Source organism: Streptomyces sp. SAI-127, from assembly GCF_029894425.1.
GTDB lineage: Bacteria > Actinomycetota > Actinomycetes > Streptomycetales > Streptomycetaceae > Streptomyces.
The window spans coordinates 6,491,999-6,509,046 of sequence record NZ_JARXYJ010000001.1 but is presented as its reverse complement, the minus strand read 5'-3'; the positions used below and the strand labels follow the sequence as shown (position 1 = coordinate 6,509,046).

Here is a 17,048-nt window from a genome sequence, read left to right as displayed (position 1 = left end):
GATGTGGAGGCCTAGGACGTCGCGGTGAGGGCGACCATGACGACCGCGCAGACGAGCACGACCACGCAGGCCATGGCGAGCACCGCGCAGGCGGCGCACCCGTGCCCGCCACGGCCGGGGCGGGCCGTCGCCACGACGTCCGGGCCGTCGGCGTAGTGGACGGTGACGATGTCGCCCTCGAGTATCGTCCCCGGACCGCCCTCCTCCTCGAAACGGACGACCCGGCCGTCACGGGCCCTGAACTCGTACACATGGCGCAGCGCGGTGCGCACCCGTGTGTCGCCGCCCCCGTGGGCCATCGCGTACACCCGCAGGCACCGCCCCTCGGCGGTCAGCCCGCTCCGCCAGGCGCTGCGCATCCGCAGCCAGCGCCGCACCATGACATACGCGGCCAAAAGAACCACGGCCATGATCTGGACGGGAATGACGTAGAAGAAGGCGTCCATGGCAGATCCCCCGAGGTCAGGCACCGATCGCGTGATCGTGTGGGGAACCTACCCCGGGGGACACCTGGACTGTCTCAAGCGATGCTCAGAACGTGACGTCCGAGCAGGCGTAGAACGCGTTCGTCGTGTCGGCGATCGTCCACACCGCGACGATCACATGCCGTCCGCTGAGCCCGGACGGCAGGGTGCCGCTGTGGGAGAGGGTCGAGGGGGGTCGCTGGCCGTTGTAGGGGACGGTCAGGAACGGGGTGAGGTTGAGGTCGGAGCGGGCCAGGTTGTGGTTCTGGTTCCAGCCCGCCTTGGTGACGTAGTACTTGAAGTCGGTCGTGGCATGCATGGCGGTGAACTGCCAGCGGAAGGTGTAGCTCTGGCCGCCCGTCACCTTGGTCGCCGGCCAGGCGCTGCCCGACGGGGTCTTCGGCGCGCTGAGCTGGCCGAACTGGCTCAGGCCGGCGTTGCATATCTGCCCGTCGGCAGGGCCTGAGGCCGGGAACCCCTTCGGGCCCTCGACGCTCTGCGGCTCCCACTGGATCGAGCCGCAGTTCGCCACCGTGCCGTTCTGGCAGAGCTTCTGCCTGCTGATGGGGAGGTCGGTGTAGCCGTGGCTGCTTGCGCCGCCGGAGGAGAGCACGACGGCTCCGGTGGTGGCGAGGCCCACCACGGCGGCGTACCACTTGGTCTTTTTGCGCATGCTGCCGCTCCTGGAGAACGTGGGGGAAGTTCAGTGAGCTTGCAGGTCTAGACCAAGTCCCAGATTATTACCGTGCGTTGACCATGTCCATACCATTCACGCGCCCTGTTCTCCACGCCCCGCGCAGAACGCCACCGTCAAGTCCTTCACCAGCGCCTTGCGTTCGTAGTCGTCCAGTTCCACCAGGCCCCGCATGGTCAGCCGGGTCACGGTGTCCTCCACCGAGTCCACGACCGAGGTGAGCATCGTGGCCCGGTGCTGGGCGTCCAGCGCGGCGATGCGGCGGCGGTGCATCGCGGCGGCGACCTCGGGGGCGTACTCGACGCGCAGCGGCTGGACCGAGAAGACCTCGACGCCGACGGGCGCGGTCTCCGCGGCCACCAACCGGGTCAGCGCCTCCCCCGCCGCGTCGACCGAGCCGCGGCCGGAGCCCGGCGCCTCCACCGGGACCCGGGCGAGCGCGGCCTCGACGCACTCGCGCAGAAACGTCTCGTGGTCGTCGACGCCCAGCGTGGCCCGCGCGGTGTCCCGCACCCGCCACACCACGAGGACGACGACCCGCAGCGCGACCCCGCTCGCGTCGGCGGCCGGCATCGGCTCGCCGCGCCAGTGCCGCAGCCGTACGTCGACCCGGCGGCGCAGCAGCAGCGGGTTGACCCACATCAGGCCCGTGCGCCGGACGGTCCCCCGGTAGCGGCCGAACAGCCCGAGCACCCAGGCGCGTCCCGTACGGCCGCGGGCCAGTCCGCCGAAGCCGAACAGGCCGAGAACACCGGCTCCGGCGTACGCCGCCCACTGCGCCGGGCCGAGGCCCGCACCCGCGAACTCCGGGACCCTGAGAGCCTTCAGGGCGAGCGGCGGCAGCACCCCCACCCACCACGAGGTGACCGCGCACCCGGCCAGCCCGCAGGCGCCGGCGAGGACGCCCGCCGAACCCGGCAGCACCCGGGCGGGGCGCTCGGCCAGCTCGGGATCGACGTCGGGGGCGGGGCGCGGGGTGACCTGGCCGGTTCTGCGCAGGCGGGGCTGCTCCCCGGTGCCCTGCCGGCGTGCCACCACCGCGGGCCTCAGCGCGACCGACACCGGGTCCGGTTCGTCACGGAAGAGCAGATGGACGGGGATCTCGGTGGTCGCCTCGTTCTGGATGAGCCGGGCGGGCCGTGACGGCCCCTCGGACTCGGGGGTGTGTGAAGTGGTCGTGCTCATGAGTGCCTCCAGCCTCCGCGCCAGATGCGTCACAACAGGTGATGACGAGCCAGGGATGACGAGCCGGGTGATGACGAGATGGCGCGCCGGGTGATGGCGCGCCGGGTGGTTACGAGAAGAGCCGCCGCCAGGTCTCGGGCCCCGGGTAGCCGTCCGCCGCGCCGCCCCGCCAGCCCTGGGCACGCTGGAAGGCCTCGACGCCCCGCCGGTCCGGCTCGCCCCAGCGCGGCCCCGGCCCGGTCGTGTAGTACTTGCCGAACCCTTTCTTCACCAGCTGTCCGCCGAGCTGGGTGACGTACTCGTTGGTCGCGCCGGGGCGGAACATCGCGCGCCCCGGGTATCCGGGGACCCCGTGCGAGGAGGGCGCCGGCGGCCCCGCCGCCCCCGTCCGACCGCCCGCCTCGATGTCCTTGCCGCCGCCGGTCACCAGCAGCGCCCAGGTCTGCGCCCTGGGCAGCCCGTCCGCGTCCTTGCCCCGCCACCCCTGCGCCTGCTGGAACGCCTGGGTGGCCCTGCGGTCCGCGTCCGTCCAGCGGGGGCCGGGGCCGGAGGTGTAGTAGCGCCCGGCGCCGCGTGCGACGAGCATCCGGCCGAGCTGGGTGACGTACTTGTTGTGGGCCCCGGGCCCGAAGTAGGCACGCCCCGGGTAGGGCGTCACGGCCGGTGTGCCCGGCTTGGCGTTGTCGGGCTCGGCGGGGTCCGACCCGGCGTCCGCGGTGCCGCCCGCGAGGCCCTTGTACCGGTAGGCGACGTACCGGTCCGAGTTGCTCCAGTAGGCGTACGGGGTGGCCAGCTCGCGGGCGTGCGGGCGGGTCTCCTCGTAGGCGACGTAGTAGGTGTGCGTGTAGTCCGTCCAGCCGCCGAAGATGACGACGTGGGAGCCCTGCTCGGGGTTGGCCGGGTTGTGGAAGAGCAGGATGTCGCCGGGCTGCAGGTCGTCCTTGGCGATCTTGATCCCGTACTGGCCGAGGCTGCCGGTCCACTCGTTGCCCGGCAGGCTCCAGGCCATGGACACGAAGCCCGAGCAGTCCTGCCGGTAGCCGTCGCTCCAGTACTCGGACATGTTGTACGGCACCTTCGCGGCGACCCACTGCTTGGCCCGCCTGATGATGTCGGCGCGGGTGGTGGTCGGCGCCTTGGCGACCTCCGGTCTGCCGCCGGGGCCGTGCAGCGGGGCCCTGCCGCCCTGCGGGGTGTCGGGCTCGTCACCCGCGGGAACCCCGGGGATGCCGGGAACGCCGGGACGGGCGGGGGCTTGGGGGGCGGCGTGGGCCGGGGCCGCGTGGACCGCGCCGAGGGCGGTGGAGACCGCGGCGGCTGCGGCCAGGATCACGACCCGGGTGGCCGCCGGGTGACCTCCGGTCGATCGTGGGAGAACGCGACGCCAGTGGACGCATCCGGGGCAGTCGCAGTCGCTCGCGGGATCGATTTCCTCGAACACCGGAGTCTCCATGCGACGCCCCTCACACTCCAGGTAGATATGTCCGCAACTGTGCACAATCGTCAGTTTCTCAACTGTCGCCCGACTGCGCATGCTGACGGTCCGAATGATGTACGCCGCTCCCCCGGGAGCGTTCCGGAGCACCCTCCGGCATCCGGTAGAGTCGTGCAGGTCAGCAGGCGCCGCTAGCTCAGTTGGTTAGAGCAGCTGACTCTTAATCAGCGGGTCCGGGGTTCGAGTCCCTGGCGGCGCACAGACGACCGAAGGCCTCCCACGACACTGGGGGGCCTTCACTGTTGAAACATGGAAGGTCCCTGGCTCGGGCGAGGGGCCTTCTTGCATGACAGGCGCCACATTGAACGCGTATGACCGGTAAACACCGCGTTTCGCATCTTGCGATCATGATGAGCACCGTAGAACCCTGGTTTTTCAAGATGCTGCGGATACGCGGCAGTTGGGGGGCAAGGATCCGGTTGCCGGAGTTGCGGGGAAAGGGGCCCCGCTTCGGAGGATGCCGAGGGGGGCGTCTGCAACCGGAAGGTCGCTGTTACCTGTCTAATGCTGTGAAGATTGTGGTGACTGCGGCCCACCACTGATACGCCTGTGAAGGTCGAGGGGGACCAGAGCAGTCGTAAGGAACCGACGACACGCGGCTCGTTCGCGTGTGGGGGGATGACTCATGACGTCGACGCCGACGGGCGCCCGGCAGAACTTCGACCCGTCCGACACCACTCAGCTCAGGCTGCCTTCGCATCGGACCGGCACTCTGCGCCGGATAAAGAAGACGCTTCCGAAATACGACTACGAGCACTACAGCAGACTGGCCGGTCCCCTCACGCAGCCCGATCCGGGCCAGCCCTACAAGGTGCAGTACCGCTCGCTGATCTCGCAGGAGCCGCACCGCATCCGGGTCGCCCTGATGCTGGCCGCGGCACCGCTGCTCTCGCTGGTCCTGCTGGGCTGGCTGCTGCAGCCCGAGCACTGGACCGAGCGGGACTACCCGGCCTTCTCCTGGCTGCCTGCCCTGGACATCGTCATGCTCGTCTCGATCGGCCTGATCGAGTTCTTCCGCTGCATGAACGTCCTGTCCAACGCGCACGCCACCCTGGTCGCCCGCGACCCGATCCCGGTGGTACCCGAGACCGGCACCAGAGTCGCCTTCCTCACCTCCTTCGTGCCCGGCAAGGAGCCGCTGGAGATGGTGACGAAGACCCTGGAAGCCGCGGTGAAGATCCGCCACCGCGGCCTCATGCATGTCTGGCTCCTGGACGAGGGCGACGACCCGGCGGTCAAAGAGGTGTGCGCCCGGCTCGGCGTGCACCACTTCTCCCGCAAGGGCGTCGAGAAGTGGAACCAGGCCAAGGGCCCGCACCGCGCCAAGACCAAGCACGGCAACTACAACGCCTGGCTGGACGCGCACGGCGACCAGTACGACTTCTTCGCCTCCGTGGACACCGACCACGTGCCGCTGCCCAACTACCTGGAGCGGATGCTCGGCTTCTTCCGCGACCCGGACATCGGCTTCGTGATCGGCCCGCAGGTCTACGGCAACTACGACAACTTCGTCACCAAGGCCGCCGAGTCCCAGCAGTTCCTCTTCCACGCGCTGATCCAGCGCGCCGGCAACAAGTACGGCGCCCCGATGTTCGTGGGCACCTCCAACGCCGTACGGATCAAGGCGCTGAAGCAGATCGGCGGGCTGTACGACTCGATCACCGAGGACATGGCCACCGGCTTCGAGATCCACCGCGCCAAGAACCCGGCGACCGGCAGGAAGTGGCGCTCGGTCTACACCCCGGACGTGCTCGCGGTCGGTGAGGGCCCCAGCGCCTGGACCGACTTCTTCACCCAGCAGATGCGCTGGTCGCGGGGGACGTACGAGACCATCCTCAAGCAGTACTGGAAGGGCTGGTACTCGCTGCCGCCGAGCAAGCTCTTCAACTACACGATGATGATCATCTTCTACCCGATGTCCGCCCTCAACTGGATCCTCGCGGCCCTGAGTTGCGCGCTGTTCCTGGGCCTGGGCGCCTCGGGTGTGAACATCGACCCGACCGTGTGGCTGATGCTCTACGGCAACGCCTCCGCGCTCCAGATCGGCCTGTACATCTGGAACCGCCGCCACAACGTCTCCCCGCACGAGCCCGAGGGCTCCGGCGGGGTCGCGGGCATGGTGATGTCGGCGCTGTCCGCCCCGCTGTACGCGAAGGCGCTGGTGGACTCGCTGCTGCGGCGCAAGAGCAAGTTCGTGGTGACGCCCAAGGGCGACTCGGCCAGCCCCGACCGGTGGTTCGCGACCTTCCGCTATCACTGGTACTTCATCCTGATCTTCGGTGGCTCGATCGGTGCCGGTGTCGCCCTGGGGCACTCGCATCCCGCGATGATCATCTGGGCGACCTTCGCCATGCTGATCACCGCGACACCGATCTTCACCTGGCGGCACATGCTGCGACAGGCGAAGAAGAAGCCCGCCGCGGCCGCCGAGGCGCCCCAGGGGCCGGTGGTCCCGGCTCAGATCCCGGCGCAGTACCAGCCGCAGCCGCTGCCTGCCCAGCACGCCCCGGCCCCGCACGCCCCGGCCCACAAGCCGACCTGGGCCGCCGCCTCGAACCCGGAGGGGGGCGACGGGGGCAACGACCAGACCATGCAAATCGCCCTTGGTGGACTTGGGGGACGTAAGGAATGAACGACCGTGCAGGCCGCCGCCGCGCCCGTCGACTCGCGATCGGTACGGCGGTGGTGCTCGCGCTGGCCGGGATGAACGGCCCGTGGCTGTACCGCTTCGGGACGGAGAAATACCACCAGTACCAGATCAACAAGCCCGAGTACAAAGCCGAGAACGGCAAGTGGGAGATCCTCGACTTCCCCGAGAAGTACCGGCAGAACACCATCCACGCGGCGCTGCTGCGCACCGGGAAGGTGCTGCTGGTGGCGGGCTCGGGCAACAACCAGGACAACTTCGACGCCAAGAAGTTCGACACTCGGATCTGGGACCCGGTCAAGGGCACGATCAAGAAGGTGCCGACACCCAGCGACCTGTTCTGCACCGGGCACACGCAGCTCGCGAACGGCAATCTGCTGATCGCCGGCGGTACCAAGCGGTACGAGAAGCTCAAGGGCGACGTCACCAAGGCCGGCGGCCTGATGATCGTCCACAACGAGAACCCGGACCAGCCGATCACCCTGCCGGCGGGCACCAAGTTCACCGGCAAGGAGAACGGCCGGACCTTCGTCTCCAAGGACCCGGTCGTCGTGGAGCGGGCCACGAAGGTCTTCGACAAGCAGACCGGGAAGTTCCTGCGCAACGACCCCGGCCTCGGGCGTATCTATGTCGAGGCGCAGAAGAGCGGCGCCAAGTACGAGACGGGCACGCAGGACAACTACCGGATCCAGGGTCTGACCGGCACCGATGCCCGTAACACCTACGGCATCGCGCAGAAGCTCGCGCTCGACAAGAAGGACTTCCAGGGGATCCGGGACGCCTTCGAGTTCGACCCGGTCGCCGAGAAGTACATCAAGGTCGACCCGATGAAGGAGGCCCGCTGGTATCCCACGCTCACGACCCTGAGCGACGGGAAGATCCTCAGTGTCTCCGGGCTCGACGACATCGGGCAGCTGGTACCGGGCAAGAACGAGGTCTTCGACCCGAAGACCAAGAAGTGGACGTACCTGCCGAAGGTCCGGCAGTTCCCGACGTACCCGGCGCTGTTCCTCATGCAGAACGGCAAGGTCTTCTACTCGGGGTCGAACGCGGGGTACGGGCCGGACAACGTGGGCCGGGTGCCGGGCATCTGGGACGTGGACACCAACAAGTTCACGAAGATCCCGGGGCTCAGCGACGCCAACGCGATGGAGACCTCCGGGACCGTGCTGCTGCCGCCGGCGCAGGACGAGAAGTACATGGTGATCGGGGGCGGCGGGGTCGGCGAGTCCAAGCTGTCCAGCAACAGGACGCGGCTCGTGGACATGAAGGCGGACAGCCCGAAGTTCGTGGACGGGCCGACGCTGGAGAAGGGGACCCGCTATCCGCAGGCGTCGATCCTTCCCGACGACAGCGTGCTGGTGTCCGGGGGGTCGGAGGACTATCGCGGGCGCGGTGACTCCAACATCCTCCAGGCCCGGCTGTACCACCCCGACACGAACACGTTCGAGTCGGTGGCCGATCCTCTCGTGGGGCGCAACTACCACTCCGGGTCGCTGCTGTTGCCGGACGGGCGGGTGATGTTCTTCGGGTCGGACTCGCTGTACGGGGACAAGGCGAACACGAAGCCGGGTGTCTTCGAGCAGCGGATCGAGATCTATACGCCGCCCTATCTGTACCGGGATTCCCGGCCGTCACTGTCCGGGGGGCCGCAGACGATCGCCCGGGGGGCTTCGGGGACGTTCACGTCTCCGCAGGCTTCTGTGATCAAGAAGGTGCGGTTGATCCGGCCCAGTGCGTCCACGCATGTGACCGATGTGGATCAGCGGTCCATCGAGCTGAAGTTCACGGTCTCCGGGGACAAGGTGAAGGTGACTGTGCCGGCGAACAAGAATCTGGTGCAGTCGGGGTGGTACATGCTGTTCGTCGACGATGACCAAGGGACGCCGTCGAAGGCGCAGTGGGTTCGAGTGCCGTAATACCAAAAACGCTCCCGCACCTTTGCTTTCGGGTGCGGGAGCGTTGTGGCTGGTCGCGCCCCTAGGGAGTTGAAGCCCCTGCCAGCTTCAAGGCGTAGGTCGGCCACCACTGACCCGCCTTCGGGCCGCCCTTGCACTCGCCGTCCGACTCACCCGGGCGTTTGACCCACAGGTAGGCGTCCACCAGCGGATCCGCCGTCTTTATCGTCGGCGTCTCCCCCAGCGCCCTGCCCGGTGGGTTGCACCAGCGTTCGCTCTCGTCGCCGCCCTTGTACGGGCCGTTGCCGTTGCGGCTGGTGTCGATGACGAAGTGTTTGTTGCCGACCTTGGCGGAGAGCTGCTTGCCGTAGGCGATGGAGTCCTTGGTGGAGTAGAAGTTGGAGACGTTCACCGAGAAGCCGTCGGCCTTGGCGATACCGGCCCACTTCAGGGGCTCGAAGATCTGGTCGGGGTGGCCCCAGCCCGCGTTGCCCGCGTCCAGGTAGACCTTCGTGTTCTTCAGGGACTTGAGCTTCTCGATGGCGCCGGTGAGCAGGTCGTAGCGCTCCTCGTGGAACTCGTCCTTGGTGCAGCCGTCGACCAGGTGCAGAACCGCGTCCGGTTCGAGGATCACCGTCGCCGAGCGGTCACCGATGCCCGCCGCCACACCGTCGATCCAGGTCCGGTAGGCGTTGCCGTCGGCGGCGCCGCCCTGGGAGTACTGGCCGCAGTCGCGGTGCGGGATGTTGTAGAGGACCAGAAGGGCCGTACGGCCGGCCTTGTCCGCGGCCTCGGTGAAGCCGCGTGCCTCCTGCTCCGGGTTCTCCGGGCCGATCCACTCGCCGGTCGGCTGCTGGGCGATCTTGCGGATCTGTTCGGCCTCGTCGTCCTTGCCGCTCTTCACATACGAGGCGACCTGCTTGGCCGCGTTGCCGTCCGGGTTGACCCAGAACGGGTCGGCCTCCTTGGGCTGCTGGGTGATCCCGGCACCGGCCTTGTCTCCTTCACCCTCCTTGTTTCCGTCTCCCGAGGACGAACACGCGGCGAGCAGCAGTGCCGCCCCCAGCACCGCCGCGGAAACCCGTGCGCGGGTCGCCCTCCTGGCCCCCCTGCTGACGTACATCCAATTCCCCCCTGGGTGCACCGTGGCAAGTCTCAATCGTGACACACCCGTCGCGCCGCCCACGAGCTCGCCGGAGCCTTGTCCACGAGCCGTTACAGCCCCGAAGGTCGGGGTAGGTGCGCGCCGTACGGGGCGCTCGTCGACGAAGGGGAGTGCTCAGCGATGCGGTACGCCACCAGGTAGATCCGGCCGGCCTCGGCACTGGTGGAGGCGGCGGACACCCTCGTCGAGGGCTTCGAGGCCACCCGGTACTTACAACGGCTCTCCGATCACTGCGTGGAACTGCTCGACGCCCGGGCGGCCGGGGTGATGCTCATCGACGGGGGCCGGTCGGTGTCGCAGGCCGCCGGCAGCCGGGACGAACAGGTGGCGCTGGACCTGCTGGAGGCGCAGCACGGCGGCGGCCCTGTCCGGACAGCTACGGCTCGGGAGAGCCCGTACCGCCGGTCTCCATTCGGATCGCCCACGCGGACGCCCGCTGGCCCGACTTCACCGAACGGGCCCTCAGGCACGACATCGTGACAACGTTCGCAGTCCCGCTGCGCCCGCCGCGAGAAGCTGCTGGGCGCCCTCAACGTGTTCGTGCCCACGCTGCCCGACACCACTGCGGCCGACGACGTCACCTCCGAGGTCCATGTCGCCCAGGCCCTCGCCGACGCCGCCGCCCTCGGCCTGCAGAACCGCAGCACCTACGCCCGGTACCGCGACCTGTCGGGGCAGTTGCAGGAAGCCCTCTCCAGCAGAGTCCGCATCGAGCAGGCCAATGGGATGCTCGCCGAGCGCTGGAGCGTCCGCGCCGACCGGGCGTTCATGGCGCTACGGCAGTACGCGCGACGGCACCGGTTGCCCCTGGACCAGGTGGCGAGCGCGGTCATCGAGGGCGTCGAGGATGACGCCGAGCTGCACCGGGAGAGCGGCGGAGGCGCCGACTCACCCGCGTAGGACCAGGTACCACCAGGTCGTATGACGGAGAGCCACGAGCACGGGACTTGGCGTCAGTCAGCCTCTAGGCCCGGGCGCTCATACGTTCTAGAGTCTCCTCATAGGGATACGACCCCAGCCCCTGGCCGCAGTCAGCACCCACCGTGCCTCCCAGGCCTCCCGCGCCGTCGCCGGGTTACTCCCGCAGCCCGAGCGTGCGTGGTCGAGGACCAGCCCGGTCGGCGACTTCGGGGGGAGCGGGTCGCCGACCGGGCCGGGTGACGCCTGCCGGGTCCTACAGGCCCGTGCCCGTCAGATACGCCGAGACGATCACGTTCGCCGAGTAGCTGCGGGTCGCCCGGTCGAAGGTGCCGCCGCAGGTGATCAGGCGCAGTTCGGCGCGGCCCGACTCGCGTGGGCCGTAGGCCTGGTGGGCGTCGAAGCTCTCACGGCTGACGACCCGTACGTCGTCGACGGTGAACTCGGCGACCCTGCCGTCGTCGCGGATCACCCGGACCGTCTCGCCCGGCTTCAGGGCGCTGATCCTGTGGAACACCGCGGGCCGGGTCTCGGTGTCGACGTGTCCCACCATCAGCGCGGTCCCGGCGGCCCCCGGTTTCGCGCCGGCCGCGTACCAGCCGACGATTCCGGGCTGGCCGAAGGGCGGCGGGTCGAGGGCGCCCCGCGCGTCCAGGCCGCGGGCCACCACGGGCGCCTGCACCCCGAGGTCCGGGATGTCGAGGCGCTGCGGCCGCGCCCCCTTCAAGGGCCGTGCGGCGGGCGGCAGTTCGACGGCCTCGGGCGGGCGCCCGACCGCGGCCACGTCACCGGTGGTCGGCGCGGACATGGCGTGCCGTACGCCGGTCACCTCGCGGCCCCACAGCCACAGCCCGAGCAGCAGCACCGCCCAGGTCACGCCGGCCACCAGCCGTCCGGTCCCGGAGACGTGTGCGCGGTGGGCGGGACCGCCTTCCTGGTCGGAGAAACGGTCGGACATCTGGGGTCAGCCCGTCCCGCGACTCCGGCGGCTGCGACGCAGCACTACGGCCACCGCCGCGACCCCGGCGAGTACCAGCCCGGTCACCGCGTGCCCGGTGCCGGGTCCGGTGGGGTGGGGCTCCATGGCGGAGAGGTGGGTGGCGGTCCAGCCGCCGCCCGCGTTCACCGGGGCGGCGGGGGTCGCGGGGGCGGGGGCGTGGGCGGTGATGCCCTGTGCCGTGACGACCGTGATCCGGCCCTTCACCTGGAAGTCGGCGCAGGTGATCTGCACGTCGTAGGGGCCGGGTTCGGCCGAGGAGCGGACGCGGGTCTCGCCGGTGAGGCTGCCGTCGGCCCCGGTCAGCCGGGCGTCCGCGACGAACGCGGCCGAGGTGGCGGTGGCCGTCTTCCCCGCGCAGCCGGTCACCCGCAGCGTGAGATCGGCGCCGGCGGCGGGGGACGACGGGGTCACCGAGACGCTTCCGCCGTCCGCCGCCTGCGCGGCCGGGGCGAGGGCGGCGACAGCCAGGGCCGCGGTACAGAGAGTGAGGCGTACTGAACCCATCGTGAACCTCCAGATACCAGGAGGGTCTCCCGGGGGGCCGGGGCCCGCATCCCGAGGAGGAGCCGCGTTGCTCCGTTCGGGTCGCCTCAGATCCGGTCGACGAGGTCCGCGATGGAGTCCACGACCTTCGAGGGCCGGTACGGGAAATCCTCGACCTGCTCGGGGCGGGTCAGGCCGGTGAGCACCAGGAAGGTCTGCATGCCGGCCTCCATGCCGGCCAGGACGTCGGTGTCCATGCGGTCGCCGATCATCGCGCTGGTCTCGGAGTGCGCGCCGATGGTGTTGAGTCCGGTGCGCATCATCAGCGGGTTGGGCTTGCCCGCGAAGTACGGCTGCTTGCCGGTCGCCTTGGTGATCAGGGCGGCGACGGCGCCGGTGGCCGGCAGCGCGCCCTCCGCGGAGGGGCCGGTCTCGTCGGGGTTGGTGCAGATGAAACGGGCACCGTCGTTGATGAGCCGGACCGCCTTGGTCATGGCCTCGAAGGAGTAGGTGCGGGTCTCCCCGAGGACGACGTAGTCGGGCTCGTGGTCGGTGAGGATGTAGCCGATGTCGTGCAGCGCGGTGGTCAGACCCGCCTCGCCGATGACGTACGCCGTGCCCTCGGGCCGCTGGTCGTCCAGGAACTGGGCGGTGGCCAGGGCGGAGGTCCAGATGTTCTCGATCGGGACGTCCAGGCCCATGCGGCGCAGGCGGGCGTGCAGGTCGCGCGGGGTGTAGATGGAGTTGTTGGTCAGCACCAGGAAGGGCTTGCCGGACTCGCGGAGCTTCTTCAGGAAGGCGTCGGCGCCGGGGATCGGCACGCCCTCGTGGATGAGCACACCGTCCATGTCGGTGAGCCACGAATCGATGGGCTTGCGGTCTGCCATGTGCGGGGTCTCCTGCCGTACGCGTGTACGCCGTGCTGCGTCGGCCCCAGCCTAGACAGTGGCCGGATCTTGGGGGAATGGCCGGTTCGGGACAGGTCTCGGAAGGTTTGGTGTCAACGGCGGCCGCGAGATCGCAGGATCGCGCCCACTGTGACCAGGAGGAGGGAGACGGTCGCGAGGACGGCGGCGGCCACGCCGGAGCCGGTGCTGGCGAGTTCCTCGACCGCGTCCGTGAAGGGGTGGCCTTCCGGGGTGGCTGTGTCGGGGCGCGGGCTCGGATCGGAACGTGGGCTCGGATCGGGGCGCGGGCTGCTATCGGTGTCGATGCCGAAGAGGTAGTCGTTGGACTGCCCCACCCAGTCGCCGTCCTCTCCGTGCCGCTGGACGACGGCCGCGTTGACGGTGACCTTGTTCGGCACGGCGTCCGGGGTGAGCGCGAGCCGTACCCTCACGCTGAGGGTCTTTCCGGGGCCGACGGTGAACCCGGCTCCTCCGAAAGCCCCGACGAGTTCATCCTCGGTGGTGCTCTCGAGACGGACGGCGCGGGTGCGGGGGCCGTCGTAGAACTCGAGGCGGGCCTGGGAGGGCTTCAGGACGTGCCGCTCGTCGACGAGGACGACGACGGGGTGGACGGCGGCGCAGGTACGCCGGGTCGTGTTGGTGAGGTCCAGGTACCAGACGCTGTAGCCACCACCGGCGTCGTAGACGGCGGGGCCACCGTGGATGCGGGTGGTGAGGGGGAAGGTGCGACCGGTGGGGGCGCAGGAGTCACCGACGCGGGCCGTGGGGGTGGGGGTGGCGGGATCGGCGGGGGCTCGGAAGGCCGCCGCCGGGGGTGCGGGGGCTCGGACGGCCGCTACCGAGATGGCGGGGGCCGGGAGGGCCGCCGCCGGGAGCGCGGGGAACAGCGCGGGCGCAGGCGCGGCTGCCGCCGGAGTCGCGGGGAACAGCGCGGCAGCCGCCGAGGGTGCAGGAAACATGGCCGCCGCCGGGGGTGCCGGGGCTCGGAAGACCGCTGCCGGGGTGGCGGGGGCCGGGAGGGCCGCCGCCGGGAGTGCGGGGAACAGGGCGGCTGCCGCCGCGAGGCCGAGGAGGGCTGGCGTGTAGGCGTGCACATACCGTCGCATAAACACATGACCCTGGCGGGCGCGGGCGGTCGGCCGGGGATGCCGCTCCGTGAGGCCCGGGAAGTCCCCTCGATCAGCGGACGTCAGGCGTCGGCGCGTCCGAACAGCGGGCCCAGCACGAGCTGTGCGGCCCCGTCGGCGACCTCGCCGGGCGCGGCTCGTACGGGGACCGGCTGCTCGCCCGCGCGCCGGGCGCGTTCGTCGAGGACGGCTGCTACCCCTCGTAGGAAAGCGTCCGGGGCGGTGGCGACGGTACGGCCGCCCAGCAGGAGCAGGTCGATGTCGAGCAGGGCGATGAGGTTGCCGGCCGCGATGCCGAGGACCCGTGCCGCCTCGGCGAGGTCGCCGCGGGCCACCGCCGCCAGGCAGAGCGCCTCGACGCAGCCCCTGTCACCGCAGCCGCAGGGCGGTCCGTCGAGCTGGACGACCTGGTGTCCGAACTCCCCGGCCCCGGTCCGCGCGCCCCGGTGCACGGCCCCGTCGATGACGAGCCCGGCGCCGAGCCCCGTACCGAGGTGCAGATAAGCGAACGACCCGCGCTCCCCCGCGACCGCGAGCCCCAGCGCGGCCGCGTTGGTGTCCTTGTCGACCACCACAGGCACCCCGAGCCGCCGCGCGAGCGCGTCCCGCAGCGGAAAGCCGTCCCACTCGGGGAAGCCGGTGACGCGGTGCAGTACACCCCGGGTGTGATCGAGGGGGCCGGGGAGGGCGACGCCGACGCCGAGGAGCTCCGCGGCGCCGGGGAGGGGGCCGGAGGCCGGTGGCGAACCGACGGCGGTCTGCGGGGCGGAGACCGGATGCGAGACCGCACCCGGCTCCGGCGCAGAGCCCGGAGACAGAGAGGGGGCCTTCGAGTCGGGCCCCGGGGCCGCGAGCGCCGGGGTGCCGGTGAACGAACCTGCGCCCGCACCGGCCGCCCCCATCCCGGCCTGCCCCCGCAGCTCCGCGGCGCCGGTGGACGGCCCTGTGTCCGGACCCGGACAGGTCCCCGCCCCGCCCCCTTCCCGCACCCCCTTCGCCAGCGCCTCCACCTCCCCCGCGACCACCGCCACCACCGCCTCCGCCCCCGCGCCCAGGTCCAGCGCGGCGCCACGCGCACCGCTCGGCCACCGCCGTCCCCGCCAGGTCCACCAGCACGGCCCGCAGCGAGTCGCGGTCCAGGTGGACGCCCACCGCGTGGCCCGCCCCCGGCACCAGTCGCAGTACGGTCCGCCGCTTGCCGCCCGTCGAGGCGCGGTGCCCCGCCTCCACCGCGAGGCCCTCCTCCCGGAGCCGGGCGGTGATCTTGCTGACGGCCTGGGGGGTGAGACCCGTGCGCTCGGCGAGTTCCAGCCGGCTGATTCCCCCGGCGCCCGCGCCCCGCAGCAGGTCGAGCACGAGCGCGGTGTTGTGGCTGCGCAGGGCCAGGAGGTTGGCGCCGCCGTTCGTCCTGTTCACGTCTGCCATTGTCCGCCACGCTTGCACTTTGGCAACAGCGTTGCGAAAGTGGGAGCCATGACTGCTGCTGACCTCCGCGTGGGCCTCGTCGGCTACGGCCTCGCGGGCTCCGTCTTCCACGCCCCGCTGATCGCCGCCACCGAGGGCCTCACCCTCGACACGGTGGTCACCTCGAACCCCGAGCGGCAGGAACAGGCCCGCGCCGAGTTCCCGGACGTGCGTACGGTCGCGGGCGCCGACGAGCTGTTCGCCCGCGCCGCCGACCTGGACCTGATCGTCATCGCGTCCCCCAACAAGACGCACGTCCCGCTCGCCACCACCGCCCTGAAGGCGGGCCTGCCGGTCGTGGTCGACAAGCCGATCGCGGGAACCGCGGCCGAGGCGCGCGGGCTGGCGGCGCTGGCCGAGGAGCGCGGACTGCTCCTCTCCGTCTTCCAGAACCGGCGCTGGGACAACGACTTCCTGACCCTCCGCAAGCTCCTCGACGAGGGCGAACTGGGCGACGTATGGCGCTTCGAGTCCCGCTTCGAGCGGTGGCGGCCGCAGCCCAAGGGCGGCTGGCGCGAGTCCGGTGACCCCGCAGAGGTCGGAGGTCTGCTCTACGACCTCGGCAGTCACGTCGTCGACCAGGCCCTGACCCTCTTCGGGCCCGCCGCCTCCGTATACGCCGAGGCGGACGTCCGCCGCCCGGGCGCCGAGATCGACGACGACACGTTCATCGCGATCACCCACGCGAGCGGCGTCCGCTCCCACCTCTACGTCTCCGCCACCACCGCCCAACTCGGCCCCCGTTTCCGGGTGCTGGGCTCCAAGGCGGGCTATGTGAAGTACGGCCTCGACCCGCAGGAGACCGCCCTGCGCGAGGGCGAGCGCCCCGGGACCGCGGCCGGCTGGGGCCGGGAGCCGGAGTCGCTGTGGGGCCGGCTCGGCTCGGGCGAGTCCCCCGTGACGGGAGGCGGCAGCCCCGTCCCCACCCTTTCCGGCGACTACCCCGCTTACTATGCGGCCGTGGCCAGGGCCCTTTCCGGCGGCGGCACCAACCCGGTGACCGCGCTGGAGGCGGCCGCCGCCCTCGACGTACTGGAGGCGGCGCGCCGTTCGGCCCACGACGGAGTGGCGGTGGAGCTGTGACGCACAACACCGAGCTGACCCCGAAGTTCCATCCGGAACTGACCCCGCCGCTGGAGGAGCTGGAGGCGCAGGAACGCCGCCTGGTCTTCCGGCAGTTCACGTACGAGGACGCGTGGGCGCTGGGCTCCCTGCTGGTCGAGCTGGCCCGGGAGCGGCAGGCGCCGGTGGCCATCGACATCCGCCGCGGCGGCCAGCAGCTCTTCCACGCCGCCCTGCCGGGTTCCACCCCGGACAACGACGCCTGGATCGACCGCAAGCGCCGGGTCGTGGAGCGCTACGGCTCCGCCTCCTACCTGGTCGGTGCCCGCTTCCGCGCCAAGGGCAGCACCTTCGAGGAGTCCTCGCGCCTGGACCCGGACGAGTACGCGGCCCACGGCGGCTCCTTCCCCATCACGGTGGAGGGCGTGGGCGTCGTCGGCACGGTGACGGTCTCCGGTCTGCCCCAGCTCCAGGACCACCGTTTCGTGGTCGAGGTGCTGGAGGAGTTCCTGAGCAAGGACCGTTAGCCCGGGACCGG

The 17,048-nt window shown here is 70.8% G+C and carries 14 protein-coding genes, 1 tRNA gene and 1 pseudogene; 6 read left to right on the top strand and 10 right to left on the bottom strand.

Going from position 1 to position 17,048, the window contains the following annotated elements; all coding sequences use genetic code 11:
* Window positions 1-11 precede the first annotated feature (11 nt).
* The 4 genes from M2157_RS30055 to M2157_RS30040 form a co-directional block, all read right to left on the bottom strand.
* Window positions 12-446, bottom strand: a complete 435-nt coding sequence (locus M2157_RS30055; RefSeq protein WP_280866737.1) for a hypothetical protein — start codon at window positions 444-446, stop codon at window positions 12-14.
* Window positions 447-531: 85 nt separating this feature from the next.
* The gene (locus M2157_RS30050) at window positions 532-1,137 is read right to left on the bottom strand and encodes a lytic polysaccharide monooxygenase (RefSeq protein WP_280857844.1); all 606 of its coding nucleotides are present in this window, start codon (window positions 1,135-1,137) and stop codon (window positions 532-534) included.
* Between the two features lie 96 nt (window positions 1,138-1,233).
* Window positions 1,234-2,343, bottom strand: a complete 1,110-nt coding sequence (locus tag M2157_RS30045; RefSeq protein ID WP_280866736.1) for an SPFH domain-containing protein — start codon at window positions 2,341-2,343, stop codon at window positions 1,234-1,236.
* Between the two features lie 109 nt (window positions 2,344-2,452).
* Window positions 2,453-3,796, bottom strand: a complete 1,344-nt coding sequence (locus tag M2157_RS30040; protein WP_280857846.1) for a peptidoglycan-binding protein — start codon at window positions 3,794-3,796, stop codon at window positions 2,453-2,455.
* Window positions 3,797-3,963: 167 nt separating this feature from the next.
* Here M2157_RS30040 and M2157_RS30035 point away from each other — a divergent pair.
* From M2157_RS30035 to M2157_RS30025, 3 genes are all read left to right on the top strand, one after another.
* A tRNA-Lys gene (locus M2157_RS30035) sits at window positions 3,964-4,037 on the top strand.
* Between the two features lie 426 nt (window positions 4,038-4,463).
* Complete coding sequence (locus M2157_RS30030; RefSeq protein ID WP_280857847.1) at window positions 4,464-6,470, top strand: glycosyltransferase family 2 protein; 2,007 nt, start codon at window positions 4,464-4,466, stop codon at window positions 6,468-6,470.
* Window positions 6,467-8,404 (top strand): kelch motif-containing protein, encoded by a 1,938-nt coding sequence (locus M2157_RS30025; RefSeq protein WP_280866735.1) that lies wholly within the window; start codon window positions 6,467-6,469, stop codon window positions 8,402-8,404. Before M2157_RS30030 ends, M2157_RS30025 begins: the two co-directional genes overlap by 4 nt.
* A gap of 61 nt (window positions 8,405-8,465) precedes the next feature.
* On the opposite strand, the gene M2157_RS30020 is transcribed toward M2157_RS30025, so the two are convergent.
* On the bottom strand, window positions 8,466-9,506 hold the full coding sequence (locus M2157_RS30020) for a glycoside hydrolase family 6 protein (protein WP_280857849.1): 1,041 nt from the start codon (window positions 9,504-9,506) through the stop codon (window positions 8,466-8,468).
* 582 nt (window positions 9,507-10,088) lie between these two features.
* Between M2157_RS30020 and M2157_RS30015 the strand changes: the two genes are divergently transcribed.
* Window positions 10,089-10,448: an ANTAR domain-containing protein gene (locus tag M2157_RS30015; RefSeq protein WP_280866734.1), complete on the top strand. Its 360-nt coding sequence runs from the start codon at window positions 10,089-10,091 to the stop codon at window positions 10,446-10,448.
* Between the two features lie 274 nt (window positions 10,449-10,722).
* On the opposite strand, the gene M2157_RS30010 is transcribed toward M2157_RS30015, so the two are convergent.
* The 5 genes and pseudogenes from M2157_RS30010 to M2157_RS29990 all read right to left on the bottom strand — a co-directional run bounded on the left by M2157_RS30010 (window position 10,723) and on the right by M2157_RS29990 (window position 15,409).
* On the bottom strand, window positions 10,723-11,424 hold the full coding sequence (locus M2157_RS30010) for a class F sortase (RefSeq protein WP_280866733.1): 702 nt from the start codon (window positions 11,422-11,424) through the stop codon (window positions 10,723-10,725).
* Window positions 11,425-11,430: 6 nt separating this feature from the next.
* A complete protein-coding gene (locus M2157_RS30005) occupies window positions 11,431-11,970 on the bottom strand; it encodes a hypothetical protein (protein WP_280866732.1) in 540 nt (179 codons plus the stop codon).
* An 86-nt stretch (window positions 11,971-12,056) separates the two neighbouring features.
* Window positions 12,057-12,836, bottom strand: a complete 780-nt coding sequence (locus tag M2157_RS30000; RefSeq protein WP_007382293.1) for an HAD-IIA family hydrolase — start codon at window positions 12,834-12,836, stop codon at window positions 12,057-12,059.
* 113 nt (window positions 12,837-12,949) lie between these two features.
* On the bottom strand, window positions 12,950-13,816 hold the full coding sequence (locus M2157_RS29995; RefSeq protein WP_280868295.1) for a hypothetical protein: 867 nt from the start codon (window positions 13,814-13,816) through the stop codon (window positions 12,950-12,952).
* Between the two features lie 230 nt (window positions 13,817-14,046).
* A pseudogene (locus tag M2157_RS29990) lies at window positions 14,047-15,409 on the bottom strand (ROK family protein).
* 48 nt (window positions 15,410-15,457) lie between these two features.
* Here M2157_RS29990 and M2157_RS29980 point away from each other — a divergent pair.
* Both M2157_RS29980 and M2157_RS29975 read left to right on the top strand, forming a co-directional pair.
* A complete protein-coding gene (locus tag M2157_RS29980) occupies window positions 15,458-16,531 on the top strand; it encodes a Gfo/Idh/MocA family oxidoreductase (protein ID WP_280866730.1) in 1,074 nt (357 codons plus the stop codon).
* Window positions 16,528-17,037 carry a heme-degrading domain-containing protein gene (locus M2157_RS29975; protein ID WP_280866729.1) on the top strand — a complete coding sequence of 170 codons (510 nt, stop codon included), beginning with the start codon at window positions 16,528-16,530 and terminating at the stop codon, window positions 17,035-17,037. The genes M2157_RS29980 and M2157_RS29975 overlap by 4 nt, the downstream gene beginning before the upstream one ends.
* Window positions 17,038-17,048: the final 11 nt, after the last annotated feature.

What these genes read in the sequence shown, in the direction of transcription:
- M2157_RS30055 (WP_280866737.1), bottom strand. Translation starts at nt 446, where the DNA reads ATGGACGCCTTCTTCTACGTCATTCCCGTCCAGATCATGGCCGTGGTT.
- M2157_RS30050 (WP_280857844.1), bottom strand. Translation starts at nt 1,137, where the DNA reads ATGCGCAAAAAGACCAAGTGGTACGCCGCCGTGGTGGGCCTCGCCACC.
- M2157_RS30045 (WP_280866736.1), bottom strand. Translation starts at nt 2,343, where the DNA reads ATGAGCACGACCACTTCACACACCCCCGAGTCCGAGGGGCCGTCACGG.
- M2157_RS30040 (WP_280857846.1), bottom strand. Translation starts at nt 3,796, where the DNA reads ATGGAGACTCCGGTGTTCGAGGAAATCGATCCCGCGAGCGACTGCGAC.
- M2157_RS30030 (WP_280857847.1), top strand. Translation starts at nt 4,464, where the DNA reads ATGACGTCGACGCCGACGGGCGCCCGGCAGAACTTCGACCCGTCCGAC.
- M2157_RS30025 (WP_280866735.1), top strand. Translation starts at nt 6,467, where the DNA reads ATGAACGACCGTGCAGGCCGCCGCCGCGCCCGTCGACTCGCGATCGGT.
- M2157_RS30020 (WP_280857849.1), bottom strand. Translation starts at nt 9,506, where the DNA reads ATGTACGTCAGCAGGGGGGCCAGGAGGGCGACCCGCGCACGGGTTTCC.
- M2157_RS30010 (WP_280866733.1), bottom strand. Translation starts at nt 11,424, where the DNA reads ATGTCCGACCGTTTCTCCGACCAGGAAGGCGGTCCCGCCCACCGCGCA.
- M2157_RS30005 (WP_280866732.1), bottom strand. Translation starts at nt 11,970, where the DNA reads ATGGGTTCAGTACGCCTCACTCTCTGTACCGCGGCCCTGGCTGTCGCC.
- M2157_RS30000 (WP_007382293.1), bottom strand. Translation starts at nt 12,836, where the DNA reads ATGGCAGACCGCAAGCCCATCGATTCGTGGCTCACCGACATGGACGGT.
- M2157_RS29995 (WP_280868295.1), bottom strand. Translation starts at nt 13,816, where the DNA reads ATGTTTCCTGCACCCTCGGCGGCTGCCGCGCTGTTCCCCGCGACTCCG.
- M2157_RS29980 (WP_280866730.1), top strand. Translation starts at nt 15,458, where the DNA reads ATGACTGCTGCTGACCTCCGCGTGGGCCTCGTCGGCTACGGCCTCGCG.